The organism is Cellulophaga sp. BC115SP, assembly GCF_009905545.1.
GTDB classification, from domain to species: domain Bacteria; phylum Bacteroidota; class Bacteroidia; order Cytophagales; family Spirosomataceae; genus Flectobacillus; species Flectobacillus rivi.
In genome coordinates, this window is the sequence record NZ_JAAALB010000015.1 from 1 (window position 1) to 26,073 (window position 26,073).

22 protein-coding genes are annotated in these 26,073 nt (G+C 35.0%); 12 read left to right on the plus strand and 10 right to left on the minus strand.

Going from position 1 to position 26,073, the window contains the following annotated elements:
• The first annotated feature begins 261 nt into the window (after window positions 1–261).
• The 3 genes from GVN22_RS12880 (at window position 262) to GVN22_RS12890 (ending at window position 2,532) form a co-directional block, all read left to right on the plus strand.
• Complete coding sequence (locus GVN22_RS12880; protein ID WP_166551436.1) at window positions 262–882, plus strand: DUF416 family protein; 621 nt, start codon at window positions 262–264, stop codon at window positions 880–882.
• Window positions 883–1,067: 185 nt separating this feature from the next.
• Complete coding sequence (locus GVN22_RS12885; protein ID WP_166551437.1) at window positions 1,068–1,853, plus strand: hypothetical protein; 786 nt, start codon at window positions 1,068–1,070, stop codon at window positions 1,851–1,853.
• 286 nt (window positions 1,854–2,139) lie between these two features.
• Window positions 2,140–2,532, plus strand: coding sequence for a hypothetical protein (locus GVN22_RS12890; RefSeq protein WP_166551438.1), 393 nt, complete (start codon window positions 2,140–2,142; stop codon window positions 2,530–2,532).
• Between the two features lie 160 nt (window positions 2,533–2,692).
• Here the strand turns inward: GVN22_RS12890 and GVN22_RS12895 are convergent, their stop codons facing one another.
• Window positions 2,693–2,917, minus strand: coding sequence for a hypothetical protein (locus GVN22_RS12895; protein ID WP_166551439.1), 225 nt, complete (start codon window positions 2,915–2,917; stop codon window positions 2,693–2,695).
• A gap of 111 nt (window positions 2,918–3,028) precedes the next feature.
• Between GVN22_RS12895 and GVN22_RS12900 the strand changes: the two genes are divergently transcribed.
• Window positions 3,029–4,963 (plus strand): tetratricopeptide repeat-containing sensor histidine kinase, encoded by a 1,935-nt coding sequence (locus tag GVN22_RS12900; protein ID WP_166551440.1) that lies wholly within the window; start codon window positions 3,029–3,031, stop codon window positions 4,961–4,963.
• Window positions 4,964–5,065: 102 nt separating this feature from the next.
• Here GVN22_RS12900 and GVN22_RS12905 read toward each other — a convergent pair whose 3' ends face one another.
• From GVN22_RS12905 to GVN22_RS12925, 5 genes are all read right to left on the minus strand, one after another.
• Window positions 5,066–6,823 carry a T3SS effector HopA1 family protein gene (locus tag GVN22_RS12905; RefSeq protein ID WP_166551441.1) on the minus strand — a complete coding sequence of 586 codons (1,758 nt, stop codon included), beginning with the start codon at window positions 6,821–6,823 and terminating at the stop codon, window positions 5,066–5,068.
• Window positions 6,810–7,916 (minus strand): phosphotransferase, encoded by a 1,107-nt coding sequence (locus GVN22_RS12910; protein WP_166551442.1) that lies wholly within the window; start codon window positions 7,914–7,916, stop codon window positions 6,810–6,812. The genes GVN22_RS12905 and GVN22_RS12910 overlap by 14 nt, the downstream gene beginning before the upstream one ends.
• A 6-nt stretch (window positions 7,917–7,922) precedes the next feature.
• Window positions 7,923–8,414 (minus strand): hypothetical protein, encoded by a 492-nt coding sequence (locus tag GVN22_RS12915; RefSeq protein WP_166551443.1) that lies wholly within the window; start codon window positions 8,412–8,414, stop codon window positions 7,923–7,925.
• Between the two features lie 41 nt (window positions 8,415–8,455).
• Entirely contained in the window at window positions 8,456–9,112 is a 657-nt protein-coding gene (locus tag GVN22_RS12920) for a response regulator transcription factor (protein ID WP_166551444.1), read from the minus strand.
• A gap of 430 nt (window positions 9,113–9,542) precedes the next feature.
• Window positions 9,543–10,601, minus strand: coding sequence for a hypothetical protein (locus tag GVN22_RS12925; RefSeq protein ID WP_166551445.1), 1,059 nt, complete (start codon window positions 10,599–10,601; stop codon window positions 9,543–9,545).
• Window positions 10,602–10,860: 259 nt separating this feature from the next.
• On the opposite strand from GVN22_RS12925, the gene GVN22_RS12930 reads away from it, so the two are divergent.
• The 5 genes from GVN22_RS12930 (at window position 10,861) to GVN22_RS12950 (ending at window position 16,208) form a co-directional block, all read left to right on the plus strand.
• On the plus strand, window positions 10,861–12,171 hold the full coding sequence (locus GVN22_RS12930; protein WP_166551446.1) for a sugar porter family MFS transporter: 1,311 nt from the start codon (window positions 10,861–10,863) through the stop codon (window positions 12,169–12,171).
• Window positions 12,172–12,191: 20 nt separating this feature from the next.
• Window positions 12,192–12,602 (plus strand): VOC family protein, encoded by a 411-nt coding sequence (locus tag GVN22_RS12935; RefSeq protein WP_166551447.1) that lies wholly within the window; start codon window positions 12,192–12,194, stop codon window positions 12,600–12,602.
• A gap of 48 nt (window positions 12,603–12,650) precedes the next feature.
• Window positions 12,651–13,571, plus strand: coding sequence for a carbohydrate kinase (locus GVN22_RS12940; protein ID WP_166551448.1), 921 nt, complete (start codon window positions 12,651–12,653; stop codon window positions 13,569–13,571).
• Window positions 13,572–14,033: 462 nt separating this feature from the next.
• The gene (locus tag GVN22_RS12945; RefSeq protein ID WP_166551449.1) at window positions 14,034–14,738 is read left to right on the plus strand and encodes a hypothetical protein; all 705 of its coding nucleotides are present in this window, start codon (window positions 14,034–14,036) and stop codon (window positions 14,736–14,738) included.
• Between the two features lie 111 nt (window positions 14,739–14,849).
• Window positions 14,850–16,208 (plus strand): MATE family efflux transporter, encoded by a 1,359-nt coding sequence (locus GVN22_RS12950; protein WP_166551450.1) that lies wholly within the window; start codon window positions 14,850–14,852, stop codon window positions 16,206–16,208.
• A 222-nt stretch (window positions 16,209–16,430) separates the two neighbouring features.
• On the opposite strand, the gene GVN22_RS12955 is transcribed toward GVN22_RS12950, so the two are convergent.
• Window positions 16,431–16,955 (minus strand): YfiT family bacillithiol transferase, encoded by a 525-nt coding sequence (locus GVN22_RS12955; protein WP_166551451.1) that lies wholly within the window; start codon window positions 16,953–16,955, stop codon window positions 16,431–16,433.
• Window positions 16,956–17,323: 368 nt separating this feature from the next.
• The gene (gene leuS / locus GVN22_RS12960) at window positions 17,324–20,137 is read right to left on the minus strand and encodes a leucine--tRNA ligase (RefSeq protein WP_166551452.1); all 2,814 of its coding nucleotides are present in this window, start codon (window positions 20,135–20,137) and stop codon (window positions 17,324–17,326) included.
• 425 nt (window positions 20,138–20,562) lie between these two features.
• Here leuS and GVN22_RS12965 point away from each other — a divergent pair, with 425 nt between their 5' ends.
• Window positions 20,563–21,528, plus strand: coding sequence for a sulfite exporter TauE/SafE family protein (locus tag GVN22_RS12965; protein WP_166551453.1), 966 nt, complete (start codon window positions 20,563–20,565; stop codon window positions 21,526–21,528).
• 330 nt (window positions 21,529–21,858) lie between these two features.
• Window positions 21,859–22,956: a DUF695 domain-containing protein gene (locus GVN22_RS12970; RefSeq protein ID WP_166551454.1), complete on the plus strand. Its 1,098-nt coding sequence runs from the start codon at window positions 21,859–21,861 to the stop codon at window positions 22,954–22,956.
• A gap of 196 nt (window positions 22,957–23,152) precedes the next feature.
• Here the strand turns inward: GVN22_RS12970 and GVN22_RS12975 are convergent, their stop codons facing one another.
• Together GVN22_RS12975 and GVN22_RS12980 are read right to left on the minus strand one after the other, a co-directional pair.
• Entirely contained in the window at window positions 23,153–24,241 is a 1,089-nt protein-coding gene (locus GVN22_RS12975; protein WP_166551455.1) for a family 10 glycosylhydrolase, read from the minus strand.
• A gap of 243 nt (window positions 24,242–24,484) precedes the next feature.
• Window positions 24,485–25,549, minus strand: a complete 1,065-nt coding sequence (locus GVN22_RS12980) for a carbohydrate-binding family 9-like protein (protein WP_166551456.1) — start codon at window positions 25,547–25,549, stop codon at window positions 24,485–24,487.
• A 182-nt stretch (window positions 25,550–25,731) separates the two neighbouring features.
• On the opposite strand from GVN22_RS12980, the gene GVN22_RS12985 reads away from it, so the two are divergent.
• Window positions 25,732–26,040, plus strand: coding sequence for a hypothetical protein (locus tag GVN22_RS12985; protein WP_166551457.1), 309 nt, complete (start codon window positions 25,732–25,734; stop codon window positions 26,038–26,040).
• The last annotated feature ends 33 nt before the right edge of the window (window positions 26,041–26,073 follow it).

A 26,073-nucleotide genomic window follows, 5' to 3' on the forward strand; every position in this document is an offset into this window, starting at 1 on the left:
CCATATTCGCGAACAATGGTGTCTAAGGACTTGCCAGATTCAAATTCCTTAAGAATCTTTGCAATTTCGGTCGGACTAAATTTGCTGCTTTTCATAATACTTACCTAAAGTTAAAAAATATCACACTTTTTAAACTTTTAATCCGTACTATTTTTGGGGAAGCTTACAACAGAGGAACTACCAATGCTAAGAGTTAAAAACCATTAAAGCTTGGTAAAATTCTATTTAAATTAGAATAGTCTAACTTTTAAACAATTATTTATGGATTTATACATAAGTGAAATTTCTAATTTGGTACAACATTTTCAAGTACCACAATTGGTTTTTCTCAATGTTCTTACATGTGAAAAAGTCTTGCCTGTATATTCTTTATTTTCAGAATATAATTCATGGGGTAAGAAAGAAGCTCTTGAAGAAGCTATACTCTTACAATATCAGTATCTTCAAACTTATACCTTTTCAGAGCTTGAAATAGAAAATACTCTTGAAGATATAGAAACAGTTACGCCTGACCTTGATATGTTTGATAATGGATTAGCATCTTACGCACTTGATTCATGCATTATTTTTATTGAATCTCTCAATTTTTTACAAACAAAGAATATGGATGCTGTATTAAATGTTGCATCTTATGCAAGAGATTTAGTTGATATGTTTGTTCAAGAAAAGAATGATTTAGCGCCTAATGATAACCATCTTGAGCTAAAAATACAATCAGATGTATTCATGAAAAAAGAAATTGAAAGATATCATGAAGTTATAAAAAGAATACAAAGCTTAGGAAATATCTCTAGGCAAAATATAGACGAAATTAGAACTTTAAATTTGCAATTTGGTGAAATTATAAGTGTAGAAATATTAAATGACTTGTATTTAGATTAAATCCCACTATTACAGTCTTCTAAACTAGTACTAGCTAATTCTAAGGATTCCAATTCTGCTAGTAAAAGATTTAAACTTATCTGAAGTAAAGTTTTAAAACTAGAATAATAGAGAGCACAAGTCTAAGACTTGCGCAAGTGGGGCACCGAGTTAGCTATAATGGCTTCTTAGGTTTAAATGATTATATGAAAACGCTTAAACAGATGGATTACTTTATTTTTACTACTGATGGAGGAGATCCAAAGGTTACGGGTATGAATATGGGAACTAGTCAGGCATGGTTTGACGATGACTTTTGGTCTAAAAATCAGCAAATTAAAGCGTTCATGTGGCCTGATGACAGACAAGATTTGAGATTTCTATCGGGTACTAAACCAGAATTCAACCTAGATTTAATAGGCTTACCAATGCACAAAAATGCAAAACACACTGATTTGATCTATCTAAATTCATTGCTTCATGGTTACATAGTTTCTTCAAGGTTTCGAGAATTGTTAGAGCACTCTAATTTACCCCCACATCATTTTTACAAAGTCACTTTTTCCCAACCCAATAAGAAAACAAATGAAATTAATGAAGTAAATGAATATTGGTATTTTTATTTTCAAAATGAAACAGGAGAAAAAGTATTAGAATTTGACAAATCTGAGTTTGAAACAAATTTTCATACAAAATATCTCAACCTCCAAAAGGATGAATTAAAAGTTAGCACCTATGAAGAATATTTAGGTATTTTTCATAAAGGATTTCCAGCATTGAAGTGTAAAAAAATGGTATTTAATGGTACATTTGATAGAAATCTTGATTTTTGGGGATGCAGATTTTTATCTACCAAGAGTTATATTTCTGAAAATTTATTAAAATTAATTAAAGAGAAAAAAATTACTGGTGTAAAAACTATAAACCAAACACTTGCAAAAAGACGAGCAGAAATCTTAGGAGATAGTTATTGTGAACTAATATTTTCATAAACAGAAAAGTTATCTATCTAAAGACTGAGGTTTTAAACTTGTTTAAAAATATGTTTTCATTAGTTAAATACCTCGTTTGAAATTACAATTTTTAATTACACCTGCTAATCATCAAAGCCAGTACTTCCATTTCCAAGAATTCCCAAAAACTTCAAAATATCACTACAAGTCTTTGACTTTCTCTAGTTGGTAATTCTTACTAAAATTGAAAAATCCTACATGCTTCACTTCTAACACCTACAATTAAAGTATATTTGTGTTTTTTACACAAAACATCTTATGCTCTATGAAAAACCTCCTATGCTTAGTAAGCTTAGGCTTTATTCTTTCAATAAGTTCATGCTCAGTTGAGGAGACAGTCGCATTGCCAGAAAATAAATGTTTTAACGATGATGCTTCTGCCATCGAGCAGTTACCTTGGTTAAAAACGGTAGTATCCGAATTCCAAAAGCCTAAAAGTGGACCTGTGCAGGTAGTACTATACGTTTATAATCACGAGTACGCCAAAGACAAGTTTCAACTAGAGTATTTTATAGGAGTTTACAATTCATCGATAGCCTCTACTGATTCGTATATTTATACTTGTGCAGGCAAAACTATCGGAGAGGCTGCTATAAATGCAAAAGATTTCTATGCAAAAGCTACAGTTGTGAAGGTACTATTCGAAGGGAGTTATTAAATTTATACAAAAGTTTTAGGAAGCTATCAATAATCATGGATTATAGTTAACAGAACAGGGTCTTGCATTCATAATCCTGTTCTGTTAATCACACATAAATTTAGAAGAAAAATCATCAACACCTATAAATTACTCAATATCAAGTATTACGAACTGATAGTTATTTCCCCATATTTACAGAACTATTAATTTGCCATCCTGCGACAATCCAATTTTGTGGGTCGATTAATACACTTGGACTTTGAAGCATCGATTGAAGAAAAGTTAATTCTTCAAGAGATAACTCAGAAAAGACGTGTTCATTGCCAGTCTCATCCAAAATGGTTAGATATCCAACTTTATTAATAACGTCCCAACCGATGGTGTATGTTTTGATTGTTTGCATTGGTGTAAAGATTGGCTTTTTTTTTTAGTTGTAAAATACTGCCTGTTAGGTATATTAGATAATAATTATCGAATATGCTCAATATTCCCTATTCCCCTATCGATGTCTTTTATGCTCTTTAGAAGTGTACTGTTTTTATTTTTTGGGTGGTTAATTGTTACTGAGGCCAAATCTAATTCAGAATTGGATAGCCTGTACAAAACTCTAAAACAACTACCTCCAGTTGGTCGTAGCTTGAAGACTGATACGATTAGAGTTGTATTACTATGTGAAGTAGCATCTATTCAAGCCTCTACAGATTCAAAAAAAGCCTTAAATAATATTCTTGAGGCAGAAAAGATTTGTTTTAGCAGAACTTGGGAAAAAGGTCTTGCCCTTGTTAACTATTCTAAAGGATTTCATTTTATGAGTAGCGGTAAAAATATGTATGCTATAACATTTCTGTTTAAAGCTTTAATAAATGCAGAAAAAACTAAGGAATTTGAATTATCAGGTAAATCTTATGCTTTACTGGGATTGTGCTATTCTGATTTAAGAGATTTTGGATTAGCCAAAAAGTATATGACTCTAGCCATCCAAATTTATAAGAAAATTGAAAATAAAAGGCTTTATATTGAAGCTTTACAATATCTTGGACTTATTCAATTTGATTCCAAAAATTTTTTATTAGCCAAACAGACCTTCGAAAAATGTTTGTTTGAATGCAACAAGGAACAAGCTTTCCTTATAAAAATGTATTGTTTAAGTGGTATAGCACACTGCAATAAGGAATTAAAAAACTATGATGAAGCAATAAGAAATTTCAAAACACTTCAACAATTAGAGAATTCACAAAAAGACTACCCTGTTTATGATAAAATTACGACACTTACCAATTTAGGAGATATTTATAGAATCAAGAAAGACTTCAACAAATCAAAAAAACACCTAGATAAAGCCCTGAATTTACACCATGATGGAGGTAATGATGTTTATTCCAAAGATCTTTTTTTTACTCTTTATCATTATTATAAGGATATTTCTGATCATAAAAACTCACTGTTTTTTTACGAAAAATATATATCAATAAAAGAAAACGTTCATGAACAAGATATTCAACAGCAAATTAACAACCTAAAGTTTGAATATGAGAGTTCAAGAAAAGATGCGACGATTGCAATTACACAAAATAAATTACAACAAGAAAGCAGGTTAAAGAAAATTCTTTGGGGAGGCATAGTCATACTTTTTGTTATTGGGTGTGTACTTTGGTACTATTCAAAAATTGTAAGACAGAAAAATGCAAAAATTGAAGCACAAAGCCTTCAGATTGTTCAATCTAATCAACAACTAGAATTTCTTAATAAAAATCTTGAATCGTTAGTAAATGAAAGAACAATAGATTTGAAAAAAGCTAATACAGAGCTTATTCAGAAAAACAACCAAATACTAACAGCACTGGTTGAAGGACAAACAATTGAAAGAAAAAGAGTAGCCGTAGAATTACATGATAACTTAGGCGCTATGCTATCTGCAATGAAATGGCGTTTACAAGTTATTGATAAAGAAAAACTTAGCGAAAAGGAGAAAAGCATATTTGAAGGAATTCTGTCTATGATGGAAAGAGCTTACGCTGAAGTAAGGCTCATTTCTCACAATTTATTACCATCTGAATTAGAAGAAAAAGGTTTGTTGGGAGCTATTCAAAAATTAGTACAAGATATAAATTTGAGTGATAAACTAAGCGTAATTTTTGATTATTCTGGTTATAATTTACAAGCAAATAAACGATTTGAATTGGAGTTGTATTCTATTTGTCTTGAACTTGTAAATAACATATTAAAACATTCTTACGCATCAAAAGCATGTATTAATCTTTCTAATACTAAAAATGAGCTTTCCTTAAAAATATTTGATAATGGTATTGGCTTAAATGCTAACGTTAATGGTTTAAAAAGTGGTGTAGGACTATCAAATGTTAAAAATAGAGTTGAGTCCAATCATGGTACAATGGAAGTTATTTCTAAGGACTCAGGACTTGAAATCAATATTAAATTTGTTCTTTAAATAGCAGTAAGGGTCAAGTCAATAATATATCTGTGGCATAATCCGGCTATAACATTTTACCCCCTTCAAGTAACTAATATACTATTAATAAACAACGTCTTCTTACTTAAACTTTGGGTTGTTATCAAATGGTACTTCAGAAAAAATTCTAGGATTGTATAACAGAAGAAAAAATAGCCCGATACCCGCACTACCATCCAGTCCTGCACAAAAATCGTAGGTTCCGTGTAAGTTACGAATCGGAAGTCCCTCTTTTTCATAATACTTATGTAGAATATATCCCAATAAAGTTGCATCCTTTTCCGTGACCTTACTAAAATTCTTAAAACTGCCACCAATAACATCAACCATTAATCTAACATCACTTGGCTGAGTTTGATTATCTGATAATATTCTTTGAATTAGAAACTCTATGATATCGGAGTCAAGTTTCAAATCATTCAGTTCTTTCTTAGGAGACTGTTCTTGTATTAAATGTTTGAAAATAAATCTAATTTTACTTTTAGCTTTCTCCTTAACATCTATATCACTATTAACAATTCCATTACCACTAGGAATGGAAGTCCAAACTTTTTGATAAAAAACAGAATCCTCAACGTAAAGGGAGTATTTTGATAAAAAGAGTTTTACTGCATCAAGCTCTTCCTGTTCTGCTAAGCGATGATATGGCTTTGGGGTTGACATTTCTGAAGTTTTAAGATCAGCTGGATGGTATGTAATCCAAGTACATTCATTTGAACTTAACCAGACTGCTTTACTACAAAGGTCGTTTGCATATTTCTTAGCTATGTCCAAAAAAATAGAACGTTCAGAGTTTCCCCAGAAAGGAATTTGAGTCTTTCGAAATCGAGTATCGATTTTCTTTGGGAAAGAATATCTAAAACCTGTACTTGGATTTCTATAGGGAGCATCAATTGAGATTATATTATTTTTTTGTATGTAATCAATGATAGAATCAAGTGCTAATTCTGTGTTCTGATTCCCTTCTAAAAAATATTTTTTTAGATCATTCCCCTCAATAATTTCACTAATTTTTGTACATCTATCCATCCCAAAACTAGTTTCCTTATCTTTTTGATTATCAAAATCAACGATAGGCTCCTCTGCGAAGCCTATACCATTAAATAGTTTTTGGGTAAACAAGGGAATTTGTCTTCTTAGTAAGTTATTTTTTGTAATACCAAACTTCATACTTATTTCCCTTAAAAAAACATTCAATAAATTAAAGTTATTTTGAGAAACATACAAGACTGCTGAATCCGTTATTTTGTAGTCTTTTAAATTATTCAAATATTTACAGGAATATGGTATACCCTTTTCATCTAAATAATCAGCAATAAATTTAGAAAACTCAATGACTCCTCCTTTTATTGCTTTCAGATTGAAATAGACTCTAACAATATTTTTTCCATGTAGAAATGCACTTTTATCCCCAAATATATGAACCCAGTATTTACTATTACTATTATTTTCCGATGAAGTAATCTTCTTTTGAGTATTAATAAATATGAATTGATTATTTTTAATATTTGCGTCAATTTTACCCCCACTTGTATACTCTCCTTTTGGAACTGAAATGATGTGACTCTCTTTTTCGACTATAATCTCAGAATCAAGTTCCTTGACTACAAACCAAAACTTACTAATATTGTTTACCTGATCTGTAATTTGAAAACTCTCAATTACTTGATCTTTTAGTAAGTCACTATTTAAGTTAATACATCGATGATAATTATGATAAAGCAAATTTTCCAGAGTTACTGAGCTTTTATTGGCATGAACATTTTTCCATTCAGCTATATTATTATCATAGCTAATTCCATCAAGTAAGAATTTTATTTCAGTTCTAAGATTCATCATATTCTTCAACAAAGAAATTGATATTATTCATTATGGTATTTATGGTAGTAGGTTCTTGGACTATGAGTTCTAAATAATACATTAACCAGAATAACTTGACCTTTCTGATTTCGTTTCTTAGTTCTCCGTCTTTGAAGTATCCTTTGAAGAAAGCTGCTATAACACTTTTTGTTCTAATATACTCGTCATCACTTTTAACTATAGAACTAGCAAACCTTTCAGATTTCAAACAAAAACAATCAGTAATACTATTAAGTATGTTTACTATATCCCAAACTTTATCTCCTAAACCAGAGTGCTCCCAATCTATGAATTTAAAATAATTATTAACATAGAACATATTCCTAAATTTCAAATCAAAATGGATAAAGCTAGATATTTGCCAATTCTTGTTAAACTCTATAACATAAGACAAAATTTCCGGATTTAACAAATTCACAAACTCCTTAAGGGTATAATTTAAATCGGCTAAATTAGAGTATGATATCTGAGTTTGATCTTTTTGAGCAACTTGAATATTAGAAATCTCTGGGATATTACTTGGAAATATCTTTTGAAGTTTAACATCACCCATGAGCGATATATAATCATGCATTTCTCTCAAGGTATTCCCCAATTGCTCAAAAGTTTCAACACACTTGTTTAGAGTTTTATCAGTAAGGGGAGAATATAAACCTACGTATTTTGAAAACGGCTCTTCCTTTATATATTCAGTCACAAGAATGCCAAATTCTTTAAAATACTTATAAGGTTTAGGAGTAAATATCAAATGTTTTTCCTGTTTTTGAAAAAAGGATATCACTTTTAACTCATTTTTTAAAGAATCCAAATCTGTTTCCTTTTTTGCTTGCTTCATAAAGAAATGGCTGCCATTTCCATACAACTCCATATACCAATATCGTTTATAATCAACAGATTTTGGATCGTAGCTATTAGCTGTTGAGTAAAGAGACATACATCGCATATCCTTACTCTGATACATGTTAGAAACCTCTTCATAGAATGCTTCAGAACTCTGTGAGGGATAATTGGAAATGTACCAGAGTAAGAATTCCAATGTTCGATATTCACTATTTAGGATTAAATCTTTCATGAAACTCTATGGAAGTATAATGTCTCTTGTACCTCTGTGAGGTGGCTTAGAAATAGATAAATTGAGAGAACTAATTGCATTTTCCTTAAGAACTGAATCTTTTATAAACAAACCATTCTGGTCGAAACAATCTTTTATAAAAAGAGAAATAACTCTTTCGGGTTTCGCATCCTTATAGACAATAAAATACACTGGCGTAGCTCTTTCTAAACTAATCTCATACTCTTCTATGGTGGATTCTTTCCCATCTTTGATAGATTTTATACTTCTTCCTGTATTCACAATAGAAGTGTCAATATTATTAATAATAAGGTGTGAGGGGATATGAATTGTAATATACTTTGAAAGTGAGTTTTCGTTATCCTCAAGAATCACATCTTTTTGATCAAAAAGATGTACAACAGCAACTGAATCAGCAACTTGCTCTTTTTCCGATATATACTGGGCTTCGTACGAATTAGTTGGGATCATCAATACTCTGATTTGTTGTTTGCTCATAACAAAAGGTAGGTTGAAAAGTGATAGTTTAGATTATTATTTTAAGGTTCGACAAGCCCGTGTTTGATGGCCCATTGCATTAAGCCAATACTGGTATTGACTCCTATTTTTTTCATAAGATTTCTTCTATGAGTGTGTACTGTGTTTAAAGCCAAAAACAACTTTTCACTTATTTCTACACTCGATTTATTTTGTAAAACTAATCTCACAATTTCTAGTTCTCGTGGGGTTAGTGGCACTTCATCATTTAAAGTTGAATATCCACTTGGATTTTCTGGATTAGGAATTTCAGCAAGCTTTTTTACTATTTTTTCACTGAAATATTTTTGTCCGTTCGACACTGTTTCTATTGCCTGCAATAGCTCTGGACGCTCAGCACTCTTCATGACATACGCATAAATTCCAGCTTGTAAGCCTTCTTTTATATCGGTTGCCTCTTCGCTCATAGTTAACAGAATTACCTTCACCTTAGGATATTTTTCCCGTAAACGCATCGTCATGCTAATCCCATTTAGTAAGGGCATTTGTAAATCGGCGATAATGATGTCTGGCTGTGCACTTTCGACAAAGTTAAGAGCCTGCCAACCATTATTTACTGTTCCAATTACCTCTAGATCCTCTTGTAAATCGAGGAGCATTCCTAGACTTTCGGCTACTAATGGATGATCGTCAGCAATTAATATTTTGATTGATGGCATGATGAATGTGTGGCTTAAAAGTTCTTTACAAAGCACCAAACAAGAAACTATCAATTAGACCTTTGATAAGATAACCATCTGATGCACAGATTTATTACAAATAAATCTGTTAATAAAATGTTAAAGTGATTAAAGTCGCAAAAAATAATCAGTAGCAAGAACATTTTAGTTGAATTATTCAAAATTCAATTTTTATGGAGTATATTCCTATACCTAATAGTAAGTAAATTTAGGGGAGTAAATAGAAGATGGGAATCAATCTTAAAATGACATTATCCAAACTAGTCTACAGGATAAATCCTGAAGACTAAAGTTTAGAAGTGCCAACGAAATAATTGAAACATTTTACAATTATCTATAGTGCAATACATAAACTGACGATTTCTTACATACAAGTAAGTCTCAGTTTTTTGCTCAGTGAATATCCTTTTTATTGGATAAGTACCACTTGCTGACAGTACAGCTCTCTTAAATTAGATTTATTAACTTTGAATACCATCACAAAAGGTGAATTGTCTACTGATAGGTTCTGTTCTACGTCGTATTTGTCGGCGATGGCTTTCCAATATTGGCAAAGATAGCTGGTCATGGAGCGAGTAGATTTGTTTTCGATACCAGAAATAAAATAGGCCGTAATAATCCGATTATTGGGTAGTTGCATTGGGACTTTTGCCAAAAAACCTACATCAAACTCGGTATTACTTTCATAATAATCGCTCCAAAGTATTTGTTCCAAAATCTGATTATAATACCTTACTCTGAATCGTGTTTTATATTCATCGAACTCGATATAAGCGCCCAATTCTTGCTGTAAAGCCCATTTGACAAAATAATTAGAATAAAAACCTATCGCAAACACACAGTCCACTTTGTCCCAAGGAGCGTCTGATTCTTTCAAAAAATATTGTCCATGCTCTAGTTTTACCAAGTCTTGGTCATAATGCCTTTTGGGCAAAATGTAATTACTTTCGTGAAAAAGGTCTATGATTTCAAGCAAACATTCGGTATCTCTCGAATCTACTGTTTGTTCATCGCTTCTTGGCGATTTTCCTTCAAATAACCCACTTGGATTTTGTTGATCTTTAGCGTCAAATATCGCCTGAATCATCCAAATTTTACTTTCTTTTTTGATGCCAAAAAAGTCTAAAAGATTCATCGAAAACTGGTCGAGATAAGCCTGTGGGGTTTCATATCCAAGAAATTTCACAAACATGACCAAATAGTCTTCTTGAAAATTGACTACCTTTTTGGTTTGCACCTCATTCATTTTTCGCCAGAGGTACATATTATTAAAGGTTGCCGAAAAACTCAATCCAGTATTTTCTTCCAGTACTAATTGAAAATAGGTTTTCTCGAGCTTCGGTTCGGTCATTTTCCAAATATGTGTTTCAGACCCTCGAAACGTTTTCCCTCTCTTGGTAAGCTCTTGTTGAAGTTTAGTTTTTACTTCTGCATATAATTTTTCGCAAACGTTTTTCTCTATGTTCATCTTTTTCAGACTGTTCCAAATTGTTCCGATTTGTTACAAAAATAGTACAATATATTCAAAACATTCTTACTAAAAATAGAATAAAACAAATAATTAATTACACCACTACCTTTATATTTTTGCATTCATTCTTTGATAAATACCAAAACAGCTATCAGAAATTGGCATTAAGCTTTGGGCAGAAAAGCAGAAAGTGTTTAATAATGATTCTGATAAATGTTTTACTATTAAGGATACTTCAATCTCTAAAAAATAATCGATGAACAATAAACTGATACTTTGGGCAATTACGGTGGGTTTGGGGGGCTTCCTATTTGGTCTTGACACTGCTGTAATTTCGGGTGCTGAACTCGAAATTCAAAAATTATGGAATCTCGATAGCTGGACGCATGGTTTGGCAGTTGCCATTGCTTTATATGGTACGGTAATTGGCGCTGCGTTTGGTGGTATTCCTGCCGATAAGTACGGACGTAAAAACACACTATTGTGGATTGGTATCCTGTTTTTCCTATCGTCGGTTGGGGCAGCAATTGCTTCTGGCGTAAATATGTTTATGGTTTTCCGATTTATTGGGGGTTTGAGCATAGGGGCATCATCGGTGGTTGCGCCTGTGTATATTTCCGAAATTGCTCCGCCAAAATACCGTGGTCGTATGGTGATTTCATTCCAAGCAAACATTGTTTTTGGTATTCTGATTGCTTATGTGTCTAACTATCTACTTCAAGGCGGTGCCGATTCGTGGCGTTGGATGTTAGGTGTTGTGGCTTTTCCTTCATTACTATTCTCAGTTTTGATGCTATTTACTCCTGAAACACCAAGATGGTTATTGCTTTACAAAGGTGACGAAGCCAAAGCAAGAGAAGTATTGGCAATTACGGAAGAAAACGTCATGGGCGCTGTCAATGAAATTATGGTGTCAGCTAAACAAGAAGCATCAAGCAGCACAGATAAACTTTTCTCGAAAAAATACTTCTTCCCGCTCCTATTGGCCTTTTTATTCTCTTTCTTCAATCAGGCATCGGGTATCAATGCGGTGATTTATTATGCACCTCGTATTTTCGAAATGACAGGTTTGGGTAAAGAAGGGGCATTACTTTCAACCTCGGGAATTGGTGTTTTCAACTTAATTTTCACGATTATTGGTTGGTATTTGATTGACCGCTACGGCCGTCGAGTATTGATGTATATTGGTTCGATTGGCTATATTATCTCATTGGCATTGATTGCCATGGCTTTCTATAATGAATCTTACGCCTACGTTCCGTACTATGTATTCGCCTTCATTGGTGCACACGCAATCGGACAAGGCTCTGTGATTTGGGTATTTATTTCTGAAATTTTCCCTAACTCAGTTCGTGCTTCGGGTATGGCTTTCGGCTCATTGACTCACTGGGTATTTGCGGCGTTGATTGCCAATTTCTTTCCATACTTTGCAGACCATCTAGGTGGTGGTCCCATCTTCGCCTTTTTCAGTGTCATGATGGTTTTCCAATTGATTTATGTCTGGAAAATGATGCCAGAAACCAAAGGTGTTTCGCTCGAAGATTTGCAAAAAAGATTGATTCATTAATCAAAAACAGCATTTTCACTATGTCATTAGTCTTAAAAAAAATACAGCATATAGGTATTCCTGTCACTAATCTCGAAAAATCAGAGGCGTTTTATCAAAGTTTAGGTTTTGAAAACGTCATGGGTTCTTCCTTTGAGCACCCTGAGGGAAAAGGGAAAGTTGCCATGATGAAAAGTGGTGAAATTATCATCGAAATTTATCAATTTCCTGAGGTAGTTTTACCCGAAATTGCTAACAGAAAAGATGGACATGTTGACCATATTGCTTTTGATGTGGAAAATATAGACCAGACTTTTGAAACCTTAAAAGCTAGAGGATATGAAATTTTTGAAGAAGTGCCTGTTTTTCTTCCTTTCTGGAAAAATGGCTGTAAATACTTCAATATCAAAGGACCAGACGGTGAACGATTGGAGTTCAATCAAGTTTTATAAGTTTCACTGAATTTTGACAAACAAATAACGATTTAATTTTTCAGAAAAATGCAACAATATATCTGCTGTTTTGGTGAAGTTTTGTGGGATATGCTTCCCAGTGGCAAATTGCCTGGAGGTGCACCAATGAATGTGGCGACGCATTTGCAAAACTTGGGTATTCCTGCCAAAATGATTAGTCGAGTAGGAAAGGATGAGTTAGGAGCAGAAATTAAAGCTTTTCTGGAAAGTAAAAATTGTACTACTGAATGGATTCAAGAAGATGAAACGCTCAATACAGGCTGGGTAAAAGTGCAATTATCTGAAAAAAATGAGGCAACTTATACCATTGTTCACCCTGTGGCATGGGATTTTATTCAGACCAATGACACCGTTCAGCAATTAGTAAATCAGGCTTCTGCTTTGGTATTTGGCACATTGGCAAGTCGTGATGATACCTCGTATCAAACGCTTTTGAGTATTTTGAAAAATTTGCCACAAGAAACTCATGTTTTGAAGGTATTCGATATTAATCTTCGTCCTCCACATTACTCACAAAGTTTGATTGAAGAGTTTTTACAATATGCTGATATTGTAAAATTAAATGAAGACGAACTAAAAATTGTGGCAAAATGGTACGACATAGCAGGAGATGAAGAAAAGCAATTGCGTGAAATTAGCCAGAAATTCGACATTAAAACTTTAATAGTAACCAAAGGTGGCGACGGAGCGATTCTGTTAAGATTAGAAAATGATGGTAAAAAACATTTTTATCAACAAGCAGGATACAAAGTGGTCGTGGCAGACACCATCGGAAGTGGCGATTCATTTTTAGCAGGTTTTCTCAAAAATATTCTTAATGGAAAATCCTCAGAATACGCGCTCAATTTTGCCTGTGCCATTGGTGCTGTTGTAGCTTCTCACAGCGGAGCTAATCCTGCTATTTCCGAGGCTGATATTGAGGAAGTGATGGTAGGGGTTAGGGGTTAGGGAAAAACGCTCCCACATCCTATCTAATCACTTTTTCAACTTTTTTCGAAAAAAACTAAACCCTATACCCTCACCCCTAGTGCCTTAAAAAGATATTCTCTGAGTACAACCAAATATGGAGTTCAACTCCTTTGGGGACTTTAAACAAAGCCGCACAATTTGTCACTGAAGTCCCTACTTTATATTGTCGCATTAACCATTTATATAAATTTGATAGAGGAAAATAGGGCAGTCGATATTTGACTGCCCTATTTCCAAACAAAAATTTTAACACTATCTATCCCCTTTCAACAATGCCGTAGGAAGCTTCTGTTTCCTGCGGTTTTTTATTTTTATAGTGTTGCATTTCAGCACCTTACCAACATATACAAACCAGATACTCAATTAAAACCTTGCGATACATATTACATAAACTAAAGGTTTATCTTTACTAAAATTGAACCTTAAATAAAGCTTTACTTTATGAAAAAACATATACTTCTGTCGCTATTCCTCCTTTGTGTAACTTCCAATTTGACATTTTCTCAAAATGGGTTGTTTCATCGCTACACAGATTCTACATTATTGGTGAGAGATGCCAACGTGGTTAGACTCAAATATCAAATCAGAATTGCTCAAAAATTAGGTAATATTTTACCAAAAGCTAAGGCTATTTTAAACACGAGTCCCTATTTGGTGTACTGGGATAATGATTTGTTTACCGTTAATTTACCCATTTGGTCACAGGTAATCGAGCCTCAAAAAGCCTTTTTTACCGAACTAAACAAGAGTAAAAGTAAAGGAGAAGAAATGTTTGGGTTATTCTTCAATGGCTTTTATATCATCCATGAATTAGGGCATGGAACTGATGCTTATTTGACCAAAAAAGCTAATCGAAAATATTTAGATTTCTACGAGGGAGAATATTTAGCCAATCAAATTGCCATTGCTTATTGGCAAGAAGCAGGCTATGAGAAAGAATTACAAAAATGCTATCAGTATGCTTTGAAATTTACCAAACAGCTTGCCAATCCTATTCCAAAGGGGGAAGACCCAATTAAGTTTTTTAATAGCAAATATGAAGAGCTATCAAGGGATCCATACAAATATGGCTATTATCAATTTAAACAGTTTGTCGAGATTTATGAAAATAGAAAAACGCTTCGTCTCGACGATTTGCTTAAATAATTACCCTTTGTGACTATTTGTAGAAAACTCTTTATAACCTCACCAAGTGTGAGGTTATTTTTTTGTAATTTTGCCCTCCGAATTTTATCAACAACAAAACCATCCATTCTCTTGAATACTTTTCTCAATCGTTATAAATCTGATTTTAAAGCTACTTTTAACCTTGCACTACCCATTATTACCGCTCAAGTTGGGGTAATGTTAATGGGTTTTGCAGACACCGTACAAGTAGGTCGAATGGCACAAGGATCAGTACCTGCGCTTGCAGCTGCCGCCGACGCCAATGGAATTTTCTTTAATATTGCCATTATTGGCTATATCTGCTTACAAGTGGTGGCACCGCTTGTTTCCTCAGCTCAATCGTCAAACAACCCAGGCGAATGCAAGCAACTCTTACGTGCAAGTGTAGTGGTCTCACTCATTATGAGCGTGATATGCGCCGTGCTTATCGTGTTGATTGGATTGAATATTGATTTGTTGAAACAGCCGAAAGAAATCAAATCTATGACACTAGATTTTCTTTGGATAATAACCATTTCCATTTTTCCTTCTTTTGTATTTTCTGCCATTAAAAGTTTTACTGATGGACTTTCTCATACTAAGGTTGCGATGCAAATCACCGTAAGTGCCTTATTGCTTAATGTTGTCTTAAATCATTTTTTAATCAATGGTTACAAAGATATCATTCCTGCATTAGGCTTGAATGGCGCTGGTTATGCTACTTTAACTGCCAGAACTTATATGGCGATTGCTATTATAGTTTATACCCTTCGAGACAAAACATTCAAACCGTATTTACAAGCCTCCACACAAGGTTTGGATTCTATCAAAACACTGGTTGGCAAAATAATGAAGCTCGGAATTCCGAGTGGTTTTCAGGGATTTAGTGAGGTTGCAGCCTTCTATGGCGCAGTGGTAATGATGGGTTGGATAAGTTTACCACACAAAGCTGCACACCAAGTAGCGATTGGTTTTGTGTCCATGACCTTTATGGCTGCTACGGGTATAGGCGCTGCTGGAGGTATTCGTGTAGGTTCGGGTATGGGTGAAAAAAACAGAAAAATGATCATCGATGCAGGGACTTCTGCTCTATTAATGGGCTTGCTATTTATGGGCACTTGCAGTCTTATATTTTTGATATTCAATGATTTTTTGGCGAGTTATGTCAAAGATGACCAAGTTGTAGCACTTGCAGCCGAATTGATTATTTGGGGAGGAATATTTCAGCTATTCGATGGAACACAGGCTGTTAGTGTAGGTATCTTACGAGGCATGGCGGATGTAAATGTTCCTACCATTATTACTTTTATTGCCTATTGGGTGGTAGGTTTGCCGATGTGCTATTTCTTGGGTTTTGTGCTAGATTTAAAACATATTGGTATCTGGATTGGACTCACTTCTAGCTTATTTGTTTCAGCATCTCTATTGAGTTGGAGATTTTATGTAAAAGCCAATAAACTGTGGCATTAAAATATGAGACAGTTCCTGATTTATTGAATGTTGAATGAGTGATTTAGTGATTGTTTTAAAAATAGTAGAGACGCAATGCTTTGCGTCTTAAGCTGAGTCAGCCAGTATAGTAATATCAATATGCTAAACAACTCAAAATTAGACGCGAAATATTGCGTCTCTACAAATAAAATATGTAGTAAAAAATCACTCAATCACAATTCACTAAATTAATCATATCATTTATTTCCCTAACGCCAATTTAATATGTTCCAAATGATGTTTGGCATGCCAAGCACCCATGTCTAAGGCGTCGATAAGCTTGATATATATTTGACGAATCGGATGATAATATCCTCGCTGAAATTCTTCCTCAGACATTTGTTCGATGAGGTAAGTCCAACGAGCGTGAGTTCCTTCGATCATTTGTAAAGAAAATGCAATAGGAGCAGTTTTTGCCTCCTCCATTGTTGCCCAAGCATCAATTTTGGCTACAACGCCATTGGGATCGGTTTCAGTCAACGCGTGTTTGAAACGGATGTAATGCAAAAGGTGCATATCCGCCACATGATTGATTAATTGCTGAATAGTCCAACTTCCTTCACGATATTGTTTTTGCAAATCTTCATGTGACAAAGTTTCAGTTAAAGCACGATACTCTGCGGGAATATTCTTTAAGATATTGAGTCTTTCTTGAAACTCTTCTGGTGTGTACTCGCCTTTTGGCGACCATTTTCCGATGGGGAATTGTAATGCTGAAATGTCCATTTTTTCAAAGTTGTTTTGTTCAGAACGAATAAAGGGATGATTTATGATTTTGGATAAAGATGAATAATATCTCTCCTAAGTAACAAACAGTATATCAATAACATTTCATCTCAACTCCATAGTGGCGAAAATTTAATAGAAAAACCTACCCTATCTCAAAATGAAAGTTTGAATGATTCCACTTAGCGGGTGAATTTATTCACCCGTGACAAAAAATTTGAATACCATCAACAAAAAGGCGGTCGAAAAACTAATTTCGACCGCCTTTTTTGATACTATATTTCAGAATGATACATTTTTAGACGCAAGCATTGCGTCTCTACGCGTGAATTTCTTTTTACACTCGCAATACACCATTCTAAATTATCCTACAACACAACGTTAACAATACGTTTTGGCACAACGATAACTTTCTTAGGTGTTTTTCCTTCAAGCCATTTTTGTACTACTTCGTTTGCCAATACGCCAGCTTCGATTTCTGAACTTGCCAAATCTACAGGGAAAGCAATGTTTGTTCTTACTTTACCATTGATAGAAATTGGGTATTCAAAACTTGATTCTACCAAGTATGAAGGTTCAAATTTAGGGAAAGAAGCCTTTGAAACAGTTCCAGCTTCATGACCTAACAACGACCATAATTCTTCAGACAAGTGTGGTGTATATGAAGACATTAAGATTACTAATTGTTCCAAAATTTCCTTTTTAGAACATTTCAAAGAACCCAAGTCATTTACACAAATCATCAAACTTGAAACAACAGTATTGAACGAATAACGCTCCAAATCGTCTTCAACTTTTTTGATGGCTGTATGCAATACTTTCAACTCTTCTTTAGTAGCTTTTTCGTCCTTCACTTTCCATTTGCCCTGCTCATCGTAGAACAAACGCCATACTTTTTTGATAAATCTGAAAGAACCATCGATACCATTTGTATTCCAAGGTTTGGCTTGCTCCAATGGTCCTAAGAACATTTCATACAAACGTAAGGTATCTGCTCCTACTCTATCTACTAACACATCTGGGTTTACGACATTGTATTTCGATTTTGACATTTTCTCAACCTCTACTCCACAAACATATTTGTCGCCTTCCAAGATAAATTCAGCCTCTGCAAAATCTGAACGCCAAGCTTTGAAAGCCTCAATATCCAAGATTTCGTTGTTTACGATATTCACATCTACGTGCAATGAAGTCACATCGTATTGGTCCTTCAAGCCAGCCGAAACAAAGACAGGCTTTTTACCTTCGCCATTTGAAGATTTGATACGATACACAAAGTTAGAACGACCTTGAATCATACCTTGGTTAATCAACTTTTTGGCAAATTCTTCTTCGTTTACTAAACCAATATCTTTCAAGAATTTATTCCAGAAACGGCTATACAACAAGTGACCTGTAGCGTGCTCAGAACCACCTATGTACAAGTCAACTGCTTGCCAATAATCGATAGCCTCTTTGCTTGCCATTGCTTCCTCGTTCTGAGCATCCATATAACGGTACCAATACCAAGATGAACCTGCCCAACCTGGCATCGTGCTCAATTCGTATTCGTATTCGCCTTTATATTTCCAACCTTCTGCACGACCAAGTGGTGGCTCGCCTGTTTCAGTTGGCAAATATTTATCAATTGAAGGTAATTCTAATGGCAATTCAGATTCTTCAATTAAATATGGTAAACCATCTTTGAAATATACTGGCACTGGCTCACCCCAATAACGTTGACGGCTAAATACGGCATTGCGCAAACGGAATTGTGTTTTACCTTTACCAATACCTCTTTCTTCTAATGACTGAACCAAAGTAGCTGTAGCCTCTTTGTATTCCATGCCATTGATGATACCAGAGTTGATATATTTACCTTCTTTGGTATTGTCAGCTTGCGTTTCAATTTCTTTTTGCGCATCCAAAACAGGAATAATTGGCAAATTGAAATGGGTAGCAAAATTCCAGTCACGTTGGTCACCTGATGGTACGCCCATTACAGCACCTGTACCATAACCAGCCAATACATAATCAGCTAAATAAATCGGTACTTTCTCGTCATTAAATGGATTGATAACGTAGCTTCCTGTAAACGCACCTGAAACACGTTTTACCTCCGACATACGATCTAACTCTGAACGAGATTTTGCCCAATTTACATAAGCCTCAACTTCTTCTTTTTGAGCATCTGTAGTCAAATATGGAACATAATCGTGCTCTGGAGCAATTACCATAAAGCTTACTCCATAAATTGTATCAACACGTGTAGTAAATACCTCGATAAATTCTGGTGCTTCTTCTGTTACCGTAGAACGGTCAACTTTGAAGCGAACTGAGGCTCCTTGTGAGCGACCAATCCAGTTACGTTGTTGTTCTTTGATAGCATCTGACCAATCTACTTCATTCAAGCCATCTATCAAACGGTCGGCATACGCGGTAATACGCATAGACCATTGCTTCATTTTCTTTTGCTCAACAGGAAAACCACCACGCTCAGAAACGCCGTCTTTTACCTCGTCATTTGCCAAAACAGTTCCTAATCCTGGGCACCAGTTAACTACAGATTCATCAGGGAAAGTCAAACGGTATTTCAACAACATTTCTTGTTGCTGATGACCTGACATATTATTCCAGTCCTCAGCAGTGAATACTGGAGTTTCCTCATCACAAACCGCTTTTACGGCAGTGTTTCCAGATTCTGCAAAACGTTCCACCAAAGAATCAATAGACAAAGCTCTATTGGCATCTTTGTCATAATAATGGTTGAAAAGTTGCATAAAAATCCACTGAGTCCATTTGTAGAACTTAGGATCAGAAGTACGCACTTCTCTTGACCAGTCATAGCTAAAACCGATTTGTTTCAACTGACGGATATATGTAGCAATATTATCTTCGGTTGTAATGGCAGGATGCTGTCCCGTTTGGATAGCATATTGTTCAGCAGGCAAACCAAAAGAGTCAAAACCCATCGGGTGCAACACGTTGAAACCTTTGAGACGACGATAACGGCTCACAATATCACTTGCGATATACCCAAGCGGGTGACCTACGTGCAAACCCGCTCCTGATGGATAAGGGAACATATCCAACACATAATACTTTGGTTTTGAGTGGTCGATTTCAGTTTTGTAGGTTTGGTTTTCATCCCAAAACTGACGCCATTTTTGTTCTACTTCTCTAAAGTTGTATTCTGCAGACATTTCTATAAAATTGAATGATTGGAGCATAAAATGTAGTTAAGCATTCTGCGCTCGAAAATTTTGGCAAAATTACAGATTTTTGTCGGAATTTCCTGTAGGAGATTTTCTAGAGGCTAGGTTTAAAGTTTTTCCGTTAAAAATAAATACCATATTGCTCATGAGGATTTCAGCCATAAAATACCCAAGGCTTTATTACAGACATTATTCATGGCATGAAATAAACACACTTTCAGTATTATACTGTTTTCAAGATCCGTATTCTACTTAGCCAATTAATTTATGCACCCATAATTTCAATGCAAGACGCAAACATTGCGTCTCTACAGTGGGAATAAAATAATTCTCCAACAAAATATTTAATCTACCATATTTGTAGAATAATAAAACTCTATTAACTTTGTAGGAAATATTGATTTTATAGACCAATGATAGAAGGCTCGACACAAGCAGAAATTCAGGAAACAAAAACAATTGTCCCGAAAAAATCCTCTAAAAATCCATTTGAGGAAGCTATTATTAAATTATGGAAGCGTGAAAGAACCCCCGCAGAAATTGTTATTCATATCTTCAATGCCATAGCACTTATGTTGGTGGGTCATTTTTTATTTACCTATCTGACAGTTCAAAATATTACAACAGCATTTAGCGAAGTTACCTCCGATATTCTCTTTTTCATCATGGCCGGATTCATCGCCCAGATGGTTGATGGAGCATTGGGTATGGCTTATGGCGTTACAGCTTCAACATTTTTGGCTAACGTAGGTGTTTCGCCTGCGGTAATCAGTATGAGTGTACACGCCTCAGAAATCTTTACGAGTGGAGCCTCTGGTTATATGCACTTGAAATTTGGGAATGTAAACTCAAAATTATTCAAGGCAGTCTTGATACCAGGTGTAATAGGTGCGATACTAGGTGCCTATTTGCTTTCAACATTATTAGAGCAATATATAGGATATGTAAAACCAGCGGTATCCATTTACACACTCTGCTTGGGTATATTAATTATCAAAAAAGCATTAGTAAAACGTCAGGCTAAGAAAAATGTAAAAATGATTGGACCATTAGCATGGTTTGGTGGTTTTATGGACTCGGTAGGCGGTGGCGGCTGGGGACCGATTGTATCTTCTACGCTCATTGCTTCAGGACGTCATCCTCGTTATACGATTGGTTCGGTCAACTTAGCAGAGTTCTTTATTTCTCTTTCATCCTCATTAACCTTTATTTTCGTCATTGGATTTTCACAGTGGCAGGTTATTTTAGGACTGATTTTGGGAGGGATGGTCGCTGCTCCAATCGCTGCTAAATTATCCACTAAGATACCTACCAAAGCACTCATGATTCTAGTAGGTATTGTGGTAATTCTAGCGTCATTGAAAAAGATTATAGGATAAGAAATTTTTCAAAAACAATCGATAGATACAGCCTTCTCAGCCTAGTTGAGAAGGCTTTTTTTGTATTATTCGACCGCTTAGTCAGAATATCACTAAGTAGATAGACCTAATCTTGGTGATTCAAAATATTCCCATTAATTTTCATAAAAATTGATACCCTTAACATAGCTACTTTGTTTAACTTCCTTTTTCGGCATTAAACCTGCGTTTCTTTGAAAGGCTATTAGTTTCCAAAACTTTCGAGAACACTTCTCAATTCACTTGCAAGGCAATGCTATATCTCAAACTAATATAAAATTGCTCGGTATTAAAATCTGATATTTATTTTTTATGAGTATTATTAAACGTTTTTTTCAGAAAAAATCTGCACCCAATAACCCGTATCAAGAGTTCTGGAATTGGTTTTCGGAAAATGAAAAAAAGTTTTTTGAAATTGTTAAAGATGGAGAAAAAATCGATGAAGCTTTTTTTGCCATTTTAAGTCCTAGGTTAGAACAATTACATAAAGGAATCTTTTTTCTTTCGGGAATGTATGACGAAGACGTTGCCGAACTTATCCTTACCGCCGACGGCATTGTAAAAAACATTGTTTTTATTGAAGAACTCATTGAAGCAGCACCAGCATTTCCGAATTGGAAAATAACGGCACTCAAACAAGCTGTAGATATGGCAGATTGGCAGATTGGCATTGAAGAATTAATCATTAATTCACCAAGCCTAAGCTTTTTTCCTGACGAATATCCGCAATATCCCGACGAGATTGCGATTACGATTGTGTATCAGGACTACTCAACCGAAGAACATGGTACGATTGTCTCTGGTATTTATATGTTTTTAGATAACCTTTTAGGGGAACTAAACGCTGGTGTGCAACTGGACCAAATCAAAATTCAAGGACCAGACCCTTCCTATCCCGATTTGATTCCTATTTCCAAGCTTCCTGCCTACCTGAATTGGAGAGAAAAAGAGTTTATCGAAAAATATGAAGCTACCGAAATCCCTGACGATGATATTCCGCTCACTACACTTCAAGCAACTAGTGAAAACGAAATGCCCTTGATTGCGACCATCAATATGCCGCTCCTCAACTGGGATGCCAAACCTTCATTTCCATGGGTTTTGCGTTTAGAGTTACAATATAATGGTCAAGAAAACGATGGGCTACCAAATGAAAGCGATTTTGAAATTCTGAATGAATTGGAGGATACCTTACTCGATAATTTGTTGGATTCGGGCATGTGCTTGTACACAGGTCGACAGGTAGGTTCGAATATGTGTGAGTTTTATTTTACTTGCAAAAACTTCAGAGAGCCATCCAAAAAGGTGTATGAACTTACGCCCGAAATAGAACAAAACTTCAAGTTTGAATACTTTATTTATCGAGATAAATATTGGCGCTCCTTTGAGCATTTTCGCGTAGCGCTCTAATATCTAAATTGAGTGATTATTTTCATATTTGTCTTCTAGCTGTAGAGATGTAATACTTGCGTCTTAGGCAGAGGCAGATATAGCATAGTGGTATCAAAAAAGGCGGTTGGAAAATCATTTCCGACCGCCTTTTTGATGAAATCTAGGGAGCCATCTTAGATATGACATTCAGGATATTTCATTTTATCAAAATCAACTAAGCAGTTTTAATCGCTTCTTTCAAGGCTGATAAAACTTTGGCATCGACATTTCCAAAAAGAGAAACGCCTGAAGCGCCATTTTTTAGGGCTAGTTGAATACCTTTCACAATTTCTCCTTGATTATCAAAATCTGGTAAAAATAATCCTGCATATAAAGGGAACTTTCCATGGAGAGTTCTTACTCCTTCTTCTACTGCATCGCCAATCCAATTAACATCTTCTTTGTAGAATTTGTGATAAATCATAGGACAAACTCCTGACAAATTCCAGTTAGTCCAATCTTGACGAACGATGCGCTTGGCTACCTCAGGCGTTGGAAATACCGCAGCCGTAATAGGCTTTTTGAACGTGGCCGCTGTTGCAGACAAATGATTGACGATTCGGGTAATATTGTCATAACGGAACTTACGCCAAGAAAGATTTTGGTCTGGATTTTCTGACTTTAGAATATCAATTCCTTTTAATTCCTTGAACTTCGAGCGACAAGTATCACAGTAGCAAAAATCATATTCAGGTAGCTCCTGATTTTGCTGTATGCCGTAATTTTTCCAAAGATTTACAGGTAAAATAACGTCACAATAACGTACATAATCCAAGTGAATACCGTCAACGTAGGGCTTACTTAATTCTGTTTTTACCACATTTTCAAGATACGCTTTTGTTTCTGGTTTGGATGGACACAACCAACGATAATAATCCACATACGGAGGTTTCGTCGCACAAGAATCGCCCTTACGACTCACAGCATACATTTCAGGATGAGATTTCAACAAACTTTCTTCCCCACGATTCATAGTCCAAATCCAACGGTGTGTTTCCAGACCTTGTTTTTTGGCAATAGTAAAATGTTTTTCGTCATCGGCTTCAAAGAAAATACCGGTAATACCACTTTCTTGAAACTCTCTATACTGCTTGATCAGCGCTTCTTCTGTCGCTTTGTGGTCTGGATTTATCCAAATCCAAAACTTACGTTTTGCTTTTGCTGAAAAAATTTGCTGTTCTCCAGTTGCGACAGCAGTGCTAGAACCACCCGCCAAGGCCAAAGACCCTAAGCCAATTTGCTTCAAAAATGTTCTTTTTTTCATAGTTTTTAAAAATTGAAAATTGGAAAAATTAAGGTAAGATTGTTAGGTTGAAAATGAAAACTCTCAGATTAAGCCATATTGGAGTTTTGTACCATATACTTGTATTAGTAACAGATTAACTGAACCCTATTCTTAATAATTGACTAGTTGCTAACGCCAGATTTGTTGGAGAAAAACTCCAACAAAGGCTGAAAAGGCCGAAAACCTGTTGAAATTATCTTTCAACCCTTAACTTAGGTAAATTTATAAATCTCGCACTAAAAGTCTGCCATCCTGTGTGAGTGTCAGCAGTTTTCTGTTAGTCAAATCTTTTAGCAAAATCATAAATAGATGTTCAGATGCTTCTATTTTGACTTCATACTCTTTTGGCCAATTCAAACCTAACTGACTCGGGTCAGAGGTGTATGTTTTATTTTTTCCAAAAAAAGCTTGTTGAGCGTCATATCCAGCCCAAACCCATCTTTTAGCCGTTTCGATACTTGGCAATTGGTATTGAATAGGACTTTCTGAAACCTTTTTATCAGAGAAAACCAAATACCCCCAGCGATCAGGGATGTGCATATTAATCGCATCTTGTGGCGACCATACCCAGTTATATTCTGGCAATACACCCGTTCCATCTGCTTTAGCTTTTCTCACATATTTGCCATTTTTAACCTCGTGCTGCCATTCTACTCTGGAGAAATTGATACGCCATAGACTTAAATCTTTTGGAAATGGCACCTTCAATCCCATACCCACCGATTCAAAAGGAATAGCAATTTCGACCGTCCAAAATTGATCTTCATCTTTAGGGTTATTAACTGTTCCATTACAATAAACCGCTGTTTTCATACCTTTTATATCCCAAGAAATAAGGGCATCGCCCCCGTTTCTGTATGATTTGGGCAAAAACAAATCGAAGGTATTATTAATAGGATTGACTTCGAGCTCAAAATAGTCATGTCCGTCACCGTCAGGATCGATAAATACTTCAAAATCATTTTCGAGAAATACGACTTGGTCTTTCTTATTTTGATATGACCACAAATGTTTTTCGTCCAATTTGGCAGCGATGTACAAATACTTGTCATCCCACAACATTTTGGCTTTGGTCGCTTGCAAGGGCAAAGGCTGTTTGGCACCTTCTATGTCCACAAACTCGGTGGTCCAACTTGCTTTTTGCCAAGCTTCTTCATCTAGTTTTCCATCAATTTTTAGATTTTGAGGAGTTTTGTAGCAAATATATTGCTTGGGAAAATAAGGAACCTGCGCAAAGTTTTGAAAACCAAAGATGCCTAGACACAGGGTAAAAAAGAGTTTTTTCATAAGATATTAATAAAGAAAATTGGAAGTGTTCTATCTAGGTTTTGTACAAAATAGAATCGTACAATATTCTGACAGTTTTGTGTATTAACTATACCGAACTGTAGCGATTCCCATTCTAAGCTTTGATTTCAAGATTCATACTTTTATATTTCAAAATGGTATCAACTCAATCAAACTTCATCATGTCGAATTTATCGCTTCATTTTGCACAAAACTTTAATCATAAATTGGATTGTGAATATTTTACCTCGATTCGCCCACAACGAGATATTTATCAAGTCGGTGCAGAAATAGACATTTATTGTCAAGAGCATTTTCTCAAAAAAGCAGTCATCATCAACCTCAAAACATTAACTCTTGTAGAATTAGACGATTGGACGGCTTTTCTCGATGCGGGTATGAATAAGCATGAACTGATTACTCTACTCAAAACCTTTTATCCTGAAACCGAAGGTTTACTCTTTAACGTATTACTCTTAAAAAGCTGTTGAGACTAAAAGACAATTTACAAAAGCAGATAAAAC

What these genes read in the sequence shown, in the direction of transcription:
- GVN22_RS12985 (WP_166551457.1), top strand. Translation starts at nt 25,732, where the DNA reads ATGTCGAATTTATCGCTTCATTTTGCACAAAACTTTAATCATAAATTG.
- GVN22_RS12880 (WP_166551436.1), top strand. Translation starts at nt 262, where the DNA reads ATGGATTTATACATAAGTGAAATTTCTAATTTGGTACAACATTTTCAA.
- GVN22_RS12885 (WP_166551437.1), top strand. Translation starts at nt 1,068, where the DNA reads ATGAAAACGCTTAAACAGATGGATTACTTTATTTTTACTACTGATGGA.
- GVN22_RS12945 (WP_166551449.1), top strand. Translation starts at nt 14,034, where the DNA reads ATGAAAAAACATATACTTCTGTCGCTATTCCTCCTTTGTGTAACTTCC.
- GVN22_RS12980 (WP_166551456.1), bottom strand. Translation starts at nt 25,549, where the DNA reads ATGAAAAAACTCTTTTTTACCCTGTGTCTAGGCATCTTTGGTTTTCAA.
- GVN22_RS12920 (WP_166551444.1), bottom strand. Translation starts at nt 9,112, where the DNA reads ATGCCATCAATCAAAATATTAATTGCTGACGATCATCCATTAGTAGCC.
- leuS (WP_166551452.1), bottom strand. Translation starts at nt 20,137, where the DNA reads ATGTCTGCAGAATACAACTTTAGAGAAGTAGAACAAAAATGGCGTCAG.
- GVN22_RS12970 (WP_166551454.1), top strand. Translation starts at nt 21,859, where the DNA reads ATGAGTATTATTAAACGTTTTTTTCAGAAAAAATCTGCACCCAATAAC.
- GVN22_RS12900 (WP_166551440.1), top strand. Translation starts at nt 3,029, where the DNA reads ATGCTCTTTAGAAGTGTACTGTTTTTATTTTTTGGGTGGTTAATTGTT.
- GVN22_RS12940 (WP_166551448.1), top strand. Translation starts at nt 12,651, where the DNA reads ATGCAACAATATATCTGCTGTTTTGGTGAAGTTTTGTGGGATATGCTT.
- GVN22_RS12905 (WP_166551441.1), bottom strand. Translation starts at nt 6,823, where the DNA reads ATGATGAATCTTAGAACTGAAATAAAATTCTTACTTGATGGAATTAGC.
- GVN22_RS12925 (WP_166551445.1), bottom strand. Translation starts at nt 10,601, where the DNA reads ATGAACATAGAGAAAAACGTTTGCGAAAAATTATATGCAGAAGTAAAA.
- GVN22_RS12955 (WP_166551451.1), bottom strand. Translation starts at nt 16,955, where the DNA reads ATGGACATTTCAGCATTACAATTCCCCATCGGAAAATGGTCGCCAAAA.
- GVN22_RS12935 (WP_166551447.1), top strand. Translation starts at nt 12,192, where the DNA reads ATGTCATTAGTCTTAAAAAAAATACAGCATATAGGTATTCCTGTCACT.
- GVN22_RS12895 (WP_166551439.1), bottom strand. Translation starts at nt 2,917, where the DNA reads ATGCAAACAATCAAAACATACACCATCGGTTGGGACGTTATTAATAAA.
- GVN22_RS12890 (WP_166551438.1), top strand. Translation starts at nt 2,140, where the DNA reads ATGAAAAACCTCCTATGCTTAGTAAGCTTAGGCTTTATTCTTTCAATA.
- GVN22_RS12930 (WP_166551446.1), top strand. Translation starts at nt 10,861, where the DNA reads ATGAACAATAAACTGATACTTTGGGCAATTACGGTGGGTTTGGGGGGC.
- GVN22_RS12965 (WP_166551453.1), top strand. Translation starts at nt 20,563, where the DNA reads ATGATAGAAGGCTCGACACAAGCAGAAATTCAGGAAACAAAAACAATT.
- GVN22_RS12910 (WP_166551442.1), bottom strand. Translation starts at nt 7,916, where the DNA reads ATGAAAGATTTAATCCTAAATAGTGAATATCGAACATTGGAATTCTTA.
- GVN22_RS12915 (WP_166551443.1), bottom strand. Translation starts at nt 8,414, where the DNA reads ATGAGCAAACAACAAATCAGAGTATTGATGATCCCAACTAATTCGTAC.
- GVN22_RS12975 (WP_166551455.1), bottom strand. Translation starts at nt 24,241, where the DNA reads ATGAAAAAAAGAACATTTTTGAAGCAAATTGGCTTAGGGTCTTTGGCC.